We start from the raw sequence: 11,333 nt of genomic DNA, 5'->3' as shown, positions 1-11,333 counted from the left end.
GTATAAGAGACAGAGTTACTGGGGAGTAGCGTCGGGGTATGTCCATCGACTCTCGCCAGGTGGCGGCCGGCATGCTCGACGCCGTGCCGTTCGCCCGTACGCTCGGCTTCGAATTCGTCGAGGTGGCACCCGAGGCGGAGGGTGGGGTGCGCGCGGTCGTTCGGCTGCCCGACTCGCCGGCCACCCACAACCACGTCGGCGGCCCGCATGCCGGTGCCATGTTCACCCTCGGCGAGACCGCCTCCGGGGCGGTCGTGCTGGCCGCATTCGGGCAGGTGCTCGACCGGGCGGTGCCGCTGGCCGTGCGCGCGGAGATCGCGTACCGGAAGCTGGCGATGGGGCCGGTGCTGGCCACCGCGCGGCTCGGCCGGCCGGCGGCCGAGGTGCTGGCCGAGCTGGAGGCCGGCCAGCGGCCGGAGTTCCCGGTGCCGGTGCGGATCGCCACCGAGGAGGGGAAGGTGACCTCCGAGATGACCGTGGTCTGGACGCTCCGCCCGAACTGACCGCGCGGAAAGTTCTTTCCCGGCCCGGTGGTCTGGATAGATTCGTACCGTGCTGGGCCTGCCTGCTCACGTGACCGCCTGTCTCTTCGATCTGGACGGTGTGCTGACGCAGACCGCCCGCGTGCACAACGCCGCCTGGACCGAGACGTTCAACGCCTTCCTGCGGCAGCGCGCCACCGCCACCGGTGAGCCGTACCGCCCCTTCGACCCGGGCCCGGACTACCACCGGTACGTCGACGGCCGCCCTCGGGCCGACGGGGTGCGGGCCTTCCTCGCCTCCCGGGGGATCGTGCTGCCCGAGGGGACGCCCGACGACCCGCCCGACGCCGACACCGTCAACGGGGTCGGCAACCGTAAGAACGTGCTGCTGCGGGAGCAATTGCGCACGAACGGGGTGGACGTCTACCCAGGCTCGGTCCGGTACCTGAAGGCGGCGACCGCCGCGGGACTGCGCCGGGCGGTGGTCACCGCGAGCGCCAACGGCCCGGCGGTGATCGCCGCCGCCGGCCTGGAGCCGTACCTGGAGGCACGGGTCGACGGGCTGCTCGCCCGGGCCGAAGGGCTGCGCGGCAAGCCCCACCCGGACACCTTCCTCGCCGGCGCGAAGCTGCTCGGGGTCGCACCGGCCCAGGCCGCGGTCTTCGAGGACGCGCTGGCCGGGGTGGCCGCCGGCCGGGCCGGCGGGTTCGGCTACGTGGTCGGCGTCGACCGGGTCGGCCAGGCCGACGAGCTGCGCGCGCACGGCGCCGACGTGGTGGTCACCGACCTGGCCGAGCTGCTCGACCGCGAACCGGCCGGGCTGGGCCGGGAGTCGACCGGGGCGGCGGGGCGGTCGAGCCGGCTGGACCGGGGCCCGGTGGTGCGGGACCGGAAGCCGGCCGGCCGGGACCGGGAGGCGGGCGCGTGATCCGGGAACGCGCCTATCCGGTCGAGCCGTGGCAGGTCCGGGAGATCACCCTGGACATGGACGTCCTGGCCCAGTCCGAGTCGGTGTTCGCGCTCTCCAACGGGCATGTCGGGCTGCGCGGCAATCTCGACGAGGGTGAGCCGCACGGCCTGCCCGGCACCTACCTCAACTCCTTCTACGAGCTGCGCCCGCTGCCGTACGCGGAAGCCGGGTTCGGCTTCCCCGAGTCCGGCCAGACCATCGTCAACGTGACCAACGGCAAGCTGATCCGGCTGCTGGTCGACGACGAGCCGCTCGACGTCCGGTACGGCGAGCTGCTCTCCCATGAGCGCGTCCTCGACCTGCGCGCCGGCACCTTACGTCGGGAGCTGCACTGGCGCTCCCCGTCCGGCCGGGAGGTGAAGGTCCGCAGCACCCGGCTGGTCTCCTTCACGCAGCGTTCGGTCGCCGCGATCAACTACGAGGTGGAGGCGGTCGACGGTCCGCTGCGGCTCATCGTGCAGTCGGAGTTGGTGGCGAACGAGACGTTGCCGGCGCAGAGCCGGGACCCGCGGGTGGCGGCGGTGCTGGAGTCGCCGCTGCTGGCCGAGGAGGAGCTGACCACCGGCGGTGGCGGGCTGCTGATCCACCGGACCAAGGTCTCCGGGTTGCGGGTGGCCGCGGCGATGGAGCACGAGGTGCACGGCCCGGTGCGCACCACCGTCGAGTCGGAGGGGTACGAGGACTGGGTGCGTACCACCATGGCCTGCGTGCTGAAGCCCGGCGAGACGCTGCGGGTGGTCAAGTACCTCACGTACGGCTGGTCCAGCCGCCGATCCCTGCCGGCGCTGCGCGACCAGGTCGGTGCGGCGCTGGCCGGGGCGCGGCTGGACGGCTGGGAGGGGCTCCGCCGCGAGCAGCGCGAATACCTCGACGAGTTCTGGGACGCCGCTGACGTCGTGGTGGAGGGCGACCCGGAGGTGCAGCAGGCGGTCCGCTTCGGGCTCTTCCACGTGCTCCAGGCCGGCGCCCGGGCCGAGCGCCGGCCGATCGCCGCCAAGGGGCTCACCGGCCCGGGCTACGACGGGCACGCGTTCTGGGACACCGAGATGTTCGTCCTGCCGGTGCTCACCTACACCCACCCGGCCGCGGTGCGGAACGCACTGCACTGGCGGTACCGCACGCTGGGCGCCGCGCACGAACGGGCCCGGGTGTTGAACCTGGCGGGCGCGGCGTTCCCCTGGCGGACGATCGAGGGGCCGGAGTCGTCGGCGTACTGGCCGGCCGGCACGGCGGCGTTCCACATCGCCGCCGACGTCGCCGACGCCCTGCGCCGCTACGTGCTGGCCACGGAGGACACCGAGCTGGAACGGGAGATCGGGCTGGAGCTGCTGGTGGAGACCGCCCGGCTCTGGCGGTCGCTCGGCCACCACGACCGGCACGGCCAGTTCCACATCGACGGGGTGACCGGCCCGGACGAGTACACGGCGGTGAAGAACGACAACGTCTACACCAACCTGATGGCGCAACGGAACCTGCTCACCGCCGCGGACGCGGTGACGCGCTACCGGGAGGAGGCGTTCCACCTGGGGGTCACCGACGAGGAGGCGGCCACCTGGCGGGACGCGGCGGCGGCCATGCACATCCCGTACGACGAGGAGATCGACGTCCACGAGCAGGTGGAGGGCTTCACCCGGCTGCAGGAGTGGGACTTCGAGCGCACCCCGCCGGAGAAGTACCCGCTGCTGCTGCACTACCCGTACTTCGACCTCTACCGCAAGCAGGTGGTCAAGCAGGCGGACCTGGTGCTGGCGATGCACTGGCGGGGGGACGCGTTCACCTCGGAGCAGAAGCTGCGCAACTTCCTCTACTACGAGCACCGCACCGTCCGGGACTCCTCGCTGTCGGCGTGCACCCAGGCGGTGCTGGCGGCCGAGGTGGGCCACCCGGAGCTGGCGCACACCTACCTGCGCGAGGCCGCGCTGATGGATCTGCACGACCTCAACGAGAACACCCGCGACGGCGTGCACATGGCCTCGCTGGCCGGGGCCTGGATCGCCCTGGTGGCCGGGTTCGGCGGGCTGCGCGACCACGACGAGGTCCTGTCGTTCTCACCCCGGCTCTCCAGCCGCCTCAGTCGGCTGGAGTTCTCGTTGCAGTGGCGGGGCCTACGGCTGCGGGTGGACGTCCGGCCGCACCAGACCACGTACTCGCTGCGGCACGGCGACGACGACGACGTGCTGGAACTGCGCCACCACGGCGAGAAGATCCGGGTCACCTGCGCCGAGCCGGTCACCATGCCGGTGCCACCGGCCGAGGTGTCCGGCCCGCCGCCCGAGCAGGCGCCCGGCCGGGCGCCGCGGCTGCGGCTGCCGGAGAGCGAACCGTAGGTCGGCGGCATCGTCCGCAGGGCAGTACCGCCGCCGGCCCGCGCGGGGCGGGCCGGCGGCGCCGGTCAGAGTGGTCTGCCCTGGGAGGGTCGGCCGGCGGCGTCGCGGGGCGCCATCGCCCGCGGATCGTCGCCGGTACGCGCCTCGGAGGCGTCGTCCGCCCAGTCCCGGGCGCGGTCCTTGACCTGGTCACGCGGGTCCTGCTGGGCGGTCTGCTGCCGGGACCCTCGCTGCTGCTGCTGCGCCATGGCGATCCTCGCGATCCGTCGGGGGCGCGGTTGCGCCGGTACGGCCTGCGGTCGCTCGTCGCCTACCCGACGGCCACGCCGGCAAACTCTGGGCGTGCGCCGGTGAGGTCGGGGTAAGCCCGATCGGCAGCCGGCACCCGGTCGGCGGGGTGGAGGTCGAGATGGACGTGCGCAGCAGCGAGGTGACGATCCCGGCGGGGGACGCCGAACTTCCGGCCGACCTGCGCATACCGGCCGAACCGGCCGGCGTGGTGCTCTTCGCGCACGGCAGCGGCAGTTCCCGGCACAGCCCGCGCAACGTGGCGGTGGCCCACGTGCTCAACCGCCGGGCGCTCGGCACCGTGCTGGTCGACCTGTTGACGCCGGCCGAGGAGCAGGTCGACGTCCGCACCGCCGAGCTGCGGTTCGACATCCAGCTGCTCGCCGGTCGGCTGGCGGCGATCGTGGACTGGCTGGCTAACGCGCGTCCCTTCGGCCCGGTGCCGATCGGCCTCTTCGGTGCCAGCACCGGCGCCGCGGCCGCCCTGGTCGCCGCCGCCGCCCGAACCGACCGGGTGGGGGCGGTGGTTTCCCGGGGTGGCCGGCCCGATCTGGCCGGCCCCGCCCTCGGGCAGGTACGCGCACCGACCCTGCTGCTGGTCGGCGGCCTGGACGAGCAGGTGATCACCCTCAACGAGCAGGCGCAGGCGGCGATGCCGGAGATCGCCGAGCTGAGGATCGTCCCCGGCGCTACCCACCTCTTCGAGGAGCCGGGCGCCCTGGAACAGGTCGCCGACGCGGCGGCCGAGTGGTTCACCACCCACCTGCACCGCACCCCGTCACCGGCGTGATCCACCGCTCCGGCGGCTCGTCGGCGGGGGCTGCGCCACGCACGGGTCAGGCGCGGGTGGCCGGGGGCTCCGGTGCGCCGTGCTGCTGGCGGTGGCGCTGGACGGTGTCGATGATCCGCCAGGCGACGGCGGTGATCGGGACCGACACGAAGGCCCCGGCGATGCCGGCGGTCAACGTTCCGGCGGTGACCACCACCAGGATCACGGCCGGGTGCAGGCGTACCTGACGTTTCATGATCAGTGGTTCCAGCAGGTTGCCCTCGATCTGCTGCACGGCGATCACCGCGGCCAGCGTGAGCAGCGCGGTGACCGGCCCGTTAGCCGCGAGCGCCACCAACACCGCCGCCGCGCCGGCCACGGTCGCCCCCACGATCGGCACGAAGCCGCCAATGAACGTGACCAGCGCGAGCGGGAAGGCCAGCGGTACCCGGAGCACCACCAGTGCGAGCCCGATGCCGATCGCGTCGATCGCCGCGATCATCATGCTGCCCCGGCTGTACGCGCCGAGCGTCCGCCAGCCCACCCGGCCCGCCTCGGCGGCGACCGATCGGTTCGGGCCGGTCATCCGGGACAGCACCCAGTGCCACATCGACCGGCCGTCCTTCAGCAGGAAGAAGAGCAGCACGAGCGCGAGCAGCGCTGAGCCGAGCACCTCGACGGCGGTGCGGGCGCCGGACACCGGGTCCACCGAGCCCTGGCCGGCCGCCTGCCGCGCCTGGTCCAGCAGCCGGTCGAGCTGCTGATCGGTGACCGGCAGGGTGGAGGTGACGAAGTCGCGGGTCCGCTCCAGGCCGTGGCTCAACTCCCGGCTCAGCTCGGTGAACTGATTCGCGGCCAGGTTCCACACCAGCGCGCCCACCCCGACCAGGATGCCGAGCAGCAGCAGCACGCTGAGCAGGGCAGCCAACGGGGCCGGCAGCCGCAGCCGGCGCAGCGCCAGCTGCACCGGGTCGAGCAGCGCGGCGAGGAAGAGGGTGGCCGCCAGGGCGATGGCGAGCGGCGCGAGCAGCACGACGATCCTGCCGAGCAGGTAGAGCCCGGCGACGACCACCACCAGGCAGGCGCTCGAGACCACCGCGGAGCGGACCAGCCAGGGCAGCGCCGCCCAGGTCTGGCGGGGGCCGGCACTCCGCTCCGCGGTCCCCTCGGGCGTACGCCCGGCACCGTCTGCGACCACGTCGGCCCTCCTCGATCTCCGGCGAGGTCGTACCCGGCCGGCGTCCGTCCGACACCCCGGGCCCGGTTCCACGCTAGGTGGGCGGCCGGGTGGTCGAGGGGTGGATCGGCGGCGAGGACCCGGGGACATGGGGCCCGTCCGTGGGGGTCTGGACGCTTGTTGACCGGCATGTCCCTTTCGCTCGGCGTTTGCGGCCAGGGTGGCAGGGAACGCGGAGGATCGCGAACCCCGGATCGAGGAGGACTGACGTGAGCGACTTCCTGGACAAGGCCAAGAACCTGGCCGACAAGCATGACAAGCAGGTCGACCAGGGTCTGAAGAAGGCCGGCGACCTTGCCGACCAGCGCACCGGCGGCAGGTACAAAGACCAGATCGACAAGGGCGTCGAGCAGGCCCAGGAACGCACCGGCGAGGGCGACCAGATGCGCTGATCAGCCGACGTGGTCCCGGGTCGCCGAGCATCGGCGGCCCGGGACGGTCGTCTCCGGACCGATCCGGCCCTGGCCAGGATCGAAGACTCTCGCTACCATCCGCAATCTGAGCATGACTCACTGTCGAGCCGCCCTGAGTGGACCGACCTCCACCCCTCCCTGGTGGCGCCGCGACGAGAGGAAGCCATCCGGTGACCGAGGAGCGGCGGGTGCACGTGGCGGACGGAAGGAGGGCCGGATGAGCGGCGACGAGGCGTGGCGGCTGCATGTGGATGCCACCCGGTGTATCGGGTCCGGGGTCTGCGCCGGTATGGCACCCGCGTACTTCGTCCTGGTGGACGGCCTGTCCCGTCCCCTGGCGGAGCGGGTGGCGCCCGACGACGCGGTGCTGGACGCCGCCGACTCGTGCCCCGTGGAGGCAGTCATCGTGTCGGAGGTGGACACCCTGCGCCGGATCGCGCCGGAGCCCTGAGCGCCGCACGGTCGGTGTTCAGCCGTGGCGAGCGTGGCGACGACGCGCGGGCGCGGAGCGCGAGCCGGACGCCACGCCCACGGCGCGGCGTTCACCCGCCGACGTGCAGGAGCGCGTCGAGCGTGTGTCGGGCGGTGTCGGCCATCACCGGGTTCGTCTCGACGTAGTAGGAGAGCGCGCCGACGGCGGACGACGGGCCGGCCTCCCCGGAAAGGGGAGACCGGCCCGCTGACGCCTTCGGTCAGGACGAGTAGCCGCGCTCGGCGATCCAGTTGGCGACCTTCTCCAGGGTCATCCAGTACTCGCCCTCCGGCGCGGCCGGGTCGGCGATCCGGATCAGGTCACCACCCTCGCGGTATCCCACCAGGGTCAGGTAGTGGCCGCCCTCGTACGAGTGCGGGTTGCCGTCGGTGTCGACCGCGGTGCCCTTGATGTTGGCCACCACCGGCCGGCCGGCGTCCAGCGCCTCGATCACGTCGGTACGCAGCTGTTCGACCTGCTCCGGCTTGGCCACCGAGTCACGGATCTCGGTGGTCTTGTACTTGCCGCCGGTCAGCTCGTTGAGCACGCGGGTGGTGTCCAGCGCCGAGTCGGTGCCGGCCTCGGTGGTGCCGAGCCGCTTCGCGACCTCGTCCTGGGAGAGCGCCTTGCCCTGCGCGGACAGGGCGATCCGGGTCGCGGCGGGGCCGCAGTAGTAGAAGTTGGGCTGCGCCTGGTACTCGATGCCCACCATGCGCTCGGCCCGCTTGTCCGCGCGGCCGCCCTTGTCGGTGTGCACGGAGGCGACCGGAGCGGTCTCGGCCGGGGCGGCCTGTGCGGCCGCGGCCGGTCCGGCCAGGCAGCCGCCGGCGACCAGCAGTCCGGCGACGGACAGGCCACTCTTCTTCATGATCGGGTTCATGGTCGGGCTCCATTCGGGGTCTGACGCCTCCGGAAGGACCGGAGACGGCAAGCACCGGGAAAGGCGCTCGGCTGGATGGATTCGACGGCCTGGGGCTTACCGCCCACCGGCATACCGGGATGTAACAGCCCTGCTCCGGCGGGCATTCCGGCCCGCCCGTCCGGCAGCACGACCAGGCGCAACGGCGGCAGGAACGGCAGGATTCCGCGCGCCGGCGGTGCCGCCGGTCACGGCGCACGTGGCCGGTGGCGGCGGCGGAACCGGTCAGACGGCACGAACAGGGCAGGATGACCCGGACGATCGGTGCGGTGTCGCCGGAGGTCCCACTCCGACTGCCGATGGCGCGGCGGCCGCGGGCACCCGTGCCGCGCAGCATCGCCTGGTCGGATGCCGGGGTGTCCGGCGGCCGGGACAGACCTGGACGCCGTATGTCGAGTGGCTCTCCCGGCGATTGGTCACCGGTACGTGGGCGGGTCGGTCAGGTCGTCACAGGCTGCCGAGCAGGCGGGTGATGGTGATCTCGATGACCACCCGGTCCGGATTCGGGCGGGGTGGCCGGTAGCGCTCGGCGTACCGGCGCTCGGCCTCGGCCACCGCTGCCCGGTCCGCCCGGACGACCGCCCGGCCCTCGACCGTCAGCCAGCGCCGCCCGTCGACGTGGCAGACGGCCACCGGAGCGCCCGCCGGGCCGGCGGCGGCGACGTGGCCCGCCTTGCGGGAGGTGCGGCTGGTGATCACCCGGGCCAGGCCCGCTGCCGCGTCGACGGTGACCCCGACCGGTACGACGTGTGGGGTGCCGTCGCCGCGCAGGGTGGTCAATGTGGCCAGATGCCGTTCCCGGCAGAACGTGGTGACCCGTTCGTCGTGTGGGTCCAACCGATGGTCGCCCGGCATGTCGTCCCCCGTCCCGCGGCCCGCTTACGATCATGACACGGCGGGCCGGAAAGCCGGCTGGTCAGCGTACGGGACGGCGGATGCGGCCGGGATCCGGCGGGGTGTCCGGCTGGCCGGGCAGCGGCCGGCCGGCGGCGCGCCGCTGCCGGACCAGGTGGTTGAGGTAGAGCAGCGCGCCGGCCAGCACGCCGATGTCGTCCAGGTAGATCGGGTCGGGGAGCAGGTCGACGGGGAGGACGGTGTAGAGCAGCGCGCCGTAGAACGCGACCTTGCCATTCGCGCCGAGAGCGCCGAGCAGCCGCCGGGCCCGGATCAGCCGGACGGCGAGCAGCACGGCGCCGGCGAACGTGGCGACCGCAAGGACACCGATGATGAGCCAGGCCTCCCGGGACATACCGCCACGCTAACCCAGCCGGTATCGCCCGTCGCAGCCGCCGGCCCAACCTGCGCCTCGCCGCCCCGGATCCACTCGACCTGCCGCAGCCCGTGCCGGCGACCCGGCGTGTGGGCGCAAGCTGCCGCAGCCCGTGCCGGCGACCCGGCGTGTGGGCGCAAGCTGCCGCAGGTCGTGACTTCGGCCCGGAGTGCCGGCCCGGTCTGCCGCCTCGGGGGCAGACGGCTCGGTCAGTAGGCGACGACCGCCGCGCGGCCCCGGGCCACGGTGGGGATCTCCCGGGTCTGCGCCGCCGGGAGTTCCCGGGTCTGCCCGGTGGCCGCCCGGGCGTCCGCGATCAGCGGCAGCAGTGCCGGTGGCTCCTCGGGACGGCGGCCGGTCGCGGCGAACGCCTCGTCCCGCAGGCTGCGCGCCGCCTCGGCGGCCAGCTCCGCGGCCCGCCAGGCCGCCTGCTCCTGCTCCCGGGCGGCCTGCTGCCGGGCGAACAGGTTGTCCCGTACCGCCCGGCGCAGCACGAGCTCCTGCTCGACCGGGTGCAGCCGCGGGTCCCACCCCTCGCGGTGGGCGAAGACATCGCTGAGCTGCTCCACCGAGAGCTCCCGCCGCCAGTACGCGTCCAGCGCGGCCCGGTGCAGGTAGCGCTCGCGGTCGGCGTACTCGGCCGGGGTGCGGGCGGTACGCGGCAGCGGCATCGCGGCGGCGGCCGCCAGCCGGTGGACATCCGCCTCGGCGGCCTCGTACGCCTGCCAGGCCGCCTCGACCGCCTCTTGGGCCGCCAGCCACTCGGTCCGGCGACGCTGGGCGGTGGTGGCGGCACGTTCCGCGGCCACCGCGATCTCCTCGGCGTACCGTGCCCGTTCCCGCTTCTCTTCGGCCAGTTCCAGCTCGGTCGGCATCGCCGCACGGCGGATCCGGCCCTCCGCGTCGAAGCGGAGCCGCCCCGGGCGCAGCAGCAGGCCGGTGACGGCGACAGCCACCACGCCGAGCAGGCTCAGCCAGATCGCGGCGGCCCGGGGCACATCGAGCAGGACGGAGGAGAGCACGGTTCGCATCAGCAGCACCTCGTGGTCGGGTGACGGGGATCGACGGTGGGGGGCCCGCGCGGCGGGCGGAGGTGGGCCGTCGGAGACAACGGCGTGCGGTCGTCCGGCGCAGCGGCGTAGCACGGCCCGGTCGGCCGGGTGGGAGCACATCGCGGGTGGCTCGGCCGCGTCGAGTGCACGCGGCACGGCGGGCGGTGCTCCACACCGGACGGTGCCGCGCCGGCGTGGCCGGAAGCGGCGGTGGATCAGGCGGTGGGCGGCCCGCGCCGGGTCGTCGGGCCCGAGCCCGACTCGCCCCCCGGTGGATCGAGCCGACCGGCGGTGGGGACGGTGGCCGGGCCGGGGTCGGGCTGCGGCCGGGCGGGTCGCGCGGCGGCCGCGTCGGCGGGCCGCTCGGCGTCGGCCGGGTGTCCGGGGCGCAGCGCGTCGAACCGGCTGCTCACGGCGGCCGCCTGGACGGCCGTGGCGGAGGTCGGTGGTGTCGGGGCGGTGGTCGCCCCGTTCAGGCCGATGGCCAGCGCCAGCGCGGTGACCGCGAGACGGGTCAGCCGGCGCAGCGAGCGCAGCGTCACCGACCACAGCGGGTGGGTGGACGCTCCGTACGGCACCCGTCCAACCTATCGCCCGATTCAGGCGAGCGCAGCACGCCGGGGCGTCGGAGGGCGTGACCGAGGCCACGGTGTGCGGTGTGAACGATCGCCCGGGGTGGACGGTCCCACGCCGGTGCCTGCTGACGCCGACGGCCCACCCCGGTGGTACACCCGCCGGGTGGGCCGTCGTGGATGCGTGTCAGCCTTCGGTGCCGAGCACCGGCGGGGCGCCGTCCGGGCCGTCGCGCCAGACCATCTCGTCCTCGGTCAGCCAGGTCAGCCGGTCGTCGGACGGATCCTCGTCGTGCTGCCCGCGACCGGCGCCGAGCACGCCGACCCGGTTCGCGCCACCCGCCGCGCCGCGGCGCGCGGCACCGCCGGCCGCCCGGTCGCCGTCGGCGCGCCGGCCGTCCATGCTTCGCCCGACCCCGCTGGCCGACCGGGTCTCCGCCGCGGCGGTGCCGCCTGCCGGACGGGCCGTCGTCGTCGGCGCGCTGGCGGCCGAGCCGGCGAGGGCGCCGGTGCCGACCAGACCACCCGCGGGCGTGCCACCGAGCGGGCCGAAGTTCAGACC

12 protein-coding genes and 2 pseudogenes are annotated in these 11,333 nt (G+C 74.2%); 6 read left to right on the top strand and 8 right to left on the bottom strand.

Going from position 1 to position 11,333, the window contains the following annotated elements; all coding sequences use genetic code 11:
- Nucleotides 1-38 precede the first annotated feature (38 nt).
- The 3 genes and pseudogenes from C1I99_RS22975 to C1I99_RS22965 all read left to right on the top strand — a co-directional run bounded on the left by C1I99_RS22975 (nucleotide 39) and on the right by C1I99_RS22965 (nucleotide 3,779).
- Complete coding sequence (locus C1I99_RS22975; RefSeq protein WP_111136286.1) at nucleotides 39-503, top strand: DUF4442 domain-containing protein; 465 nt, start codon at nucleotides 39-41, stop codon at nucleotides 501-503.
- Nucleotides 504-552: 49 nt separating this feature from the next.
- A pseudogene (locus tag C1I99_RS22970) lies at nucleotides 553-1,302 on the top strand (beta-phosphoglucomutase family hydrolase); the annotation flags it as partial.
- A gap of 104 nt (nucleotides 1,303-1,406) precedes the next feature.
- Nucleotides 1,407-3,779, top strand: coding sequence for a glycoside hydrolase family 65 protein (locus C1I99_RS22965; protein ID WP_111136284.1), 2,373 nt, complete (start codon nucleotides 1,407-1,409; stop codon nucleotides 3,777-3,779).
- A gap of 65 nt (nucleotides 3,780-3,844) precedes the next feature.
- Here C1I99_RS22965 and C1I99_RS22960 read toward each other — a convergent pair whose 3' ends face one another.
- The gene (locus tag C1I99_RS22960) at nucleotides 3,845-4,027 is read right to left on the bottom strand and encodes a hypothetical protein (RefSeq protein ID WP_111136283.1); all 183 of its coding nucleotides are present in this window, start codon (nucleotides 4,025-4,027) and stop codon (nucleotides 3,845-3,847) included.
- A 161-nt stretch (nucleotides 4,028-4,188) separates the two neighbouring features.
- Here C1I99_RS22960 and C1I99_RS22955 point away from each other — a divergent pair, with 161 nt between their 5' ends.
- Nucleotides 4,189-4,857 carry a dienelactone hydrolase family protein gene (locus C1I99_RS22955; protein WP_111136288.1) on the top strand — a complete coding sequence of 223 codons (669 nt, stop codon included), beginning with the start codon at nucleotides 4,189-4,191 and terminating at the stop codon, nucleotides 4,855-4,857.
- A gap of 46 nt (nucleotides 4,858-4,903) precedes the next feature.
- Here the strand turns inward: C1I99_RS22955 and C1I99_RS22950 are convergent, their stop codons facing one another.
- A complete protein-coding gene (locus tag C1I99_RS22950; protein ID WP_233512661.1) occupies nucleotides 4,904-6,034 on the bottom strand; it encodes an AI-2E family transporter in 1,131 nt (376 codons plus the stop codon).
- A gap of 248 nt (nucleotides 6,035-6,282) precedes the next feature.
- Between C1I99_RS22950 and C1I99_RS22945 the strand changes: the two genes are divergently transcribed.
- Nucleotides 6,283-6,465, top strand: a complete 183-nt coding sequence (locus C1I99_RS22945) for an antitoxin (protein ID WP_111136281.1) — start codon at nucleotides 6,283-6,285, stop codon at nucleotides 6,463-6,465.
- A gap of 238 nt (nucleotides 6,466-6,703) precedes the next feature.
- Complete coding sequence (locus C1I99_RS22940; protein ID WP_111136280.1) at nucleotides 6,704-6,937, top strand: ferredoxin; 234 nt, start codon at nucleotides 6,704-6,706, stop codon at nucleotides 6,935-6,937.
- A gap of 241 nt (nucleotides 6,938-7,178) precedes the next feature.
- On the opposite strand, the gene C1I99_RS22930 is transcribed toward C1I99_RS22940, so the two are convergent.
- The 6 genes and pseudogenes from C1I99_RS22930 to C1I99_RS32865 form a co-directional block, all read right to left on the bottom strand.
- Entirely contained in the window at nucleotides 7,179-7,838 is a 660-nt protein-coding gene (locus C1I99_RS22930; protein WP_111136279.1) for a C39 family peptidase, read from the bottom strand.
- A 486-nt stretch (nucleotides 7,839-8,324) separates the two neighbouring features.
- The gene (locus C1I99_RS22925; protein ID WP_111136278.1) at nucleotides 8,325-8,732 is read right to left on the bottom strand and encodes a pyridoxamine 5'-phosphate oxidase family protein; all 408 of its coding nucleotides are present in this window, start codon (nucleotides 8,730-8,732) and stop codon (nucleotides 8,325-8,327) included.
- Between the two features lie 61 nt (nucleotides 8,733-8,793).
- Entirely contained in the window at nucleotides 8,794-9,126 is a 333-nt protein-coding gene (locus C1I99_RS22920) for a DUF1232 domain-containing protein (protein ID WP_111136277.1), read from the bottom strand.
- A gap of 230 nt (nucleotides 9,127-9,356) precedes the next feature.
- Nucleotides 9,357-10,178, bottom strand: a complete 822-nt coding sequence (locus C1I99_RS22915) for a hypothetical protein (protein WP_111136287.1) — start codon at nucleotides 10,176-10,178, stop codon at nucleotides 9,357-9,359.
- Nucleotides 10,179-10,414: 236 nt separating this feature from the next.
- Nucleotides 10,415-10,777 carry a superantigen-like protein SSL4 gene (locus tag C1I99_RS22910; protein WP_111136276.1) on the bottom strand — a complete coding sequence of 121 codons (363 nt, stop codon included), beginning with the start codon at nucleotides 10,775-10,777 and terminating at the stop codon, nucleotides 10,415-10,417.
- Between the two features lie 181 nt (nucleotides 10,778-10,958).
- A pseudogene (locus tag C1I99_RS32865) lies at nucleotides 10,959-11,333 on the bottom strand (WXG100 family type VII secretion target); the annotation flags it as partial.

Source organism: Micromonospora deserti, assembly GCF_003236335.1.
Lineage (GTDB): Bacteria > Actinomycetota > Actinomycetes > Mycobacteriales > Micromonosporaceae > Micromonospora > Micromonospora deserti.
The sequence above is the reverse complement of the archived record's forward strand: the minus strand, read 5'-3'. Positions and strand labels throughout refer to the sequence as shown.

What these genes read in the sequence shown, in the direction of transcription:
- C1I99_RS22920 (WP_111136277.1), bottom strand. Translation starts at nt 9,126, where the DNA reads ATGTCCCGGGAGGCCTGGCTCATCATCGGTGTCCTTGCGGTCGCCACG.
- C1I99_RS22925 (WP_111136278.1), bottom strand. Translation starts at nt 8,732, where the DNA reads ATGCCGGGCGACCATCGGTTGGACCCACACGACGAACGGGTCACCACG.
- C1I99_RS22940 (WP_111136280.1), top strand. Translation starts at nt 6,704, where the DNA reads ATGAGCGGCGACGAGGCGTGGCGGCTGCATGTGGATGCCACCCGGTGT.
- C1I99_RS22915 (WP_111136287.1), bottom strand. Translation starts at nt 10,178, where the DNA reads ATGCGAACCGTGCTCTCCTCCGTCCTGCTCGATGTGCCCCGGGCCGCC.
- C1I99_RS22975 (WP_111136286.1), top strand. Translation starts at nt 39, where the DNA reads ATGTCCATCGACTCTCGCCAGGTGGCGGCCGGCATGCTCGACGCCGTG.
- C1I99_RS22960 (WP_111136283.1), bottom strand. Translation starts at nt 4,027, where the DNA reads ATGGCGCAGCAGCAGCAGCGAGGGTCCCGGCAGCAGACCGCCCAGCAG.
- C1I99_RS22955 (WP_111136288.1), top strand. Translation starts at nt 4,189, where the DNA reads ATGGACGTGCGCAGCAGCGAGGTGACGATCCCGGCGGGGGACGCCGAA.
- C1I99_RS22930 (WP_111136279.1), bottom strand. Translation starts at nt 7,838, where the DNA reads ATGAACCCGATCATGAAGAAGAGTGGCCTGTCCGTCGCCGGACTGCTG.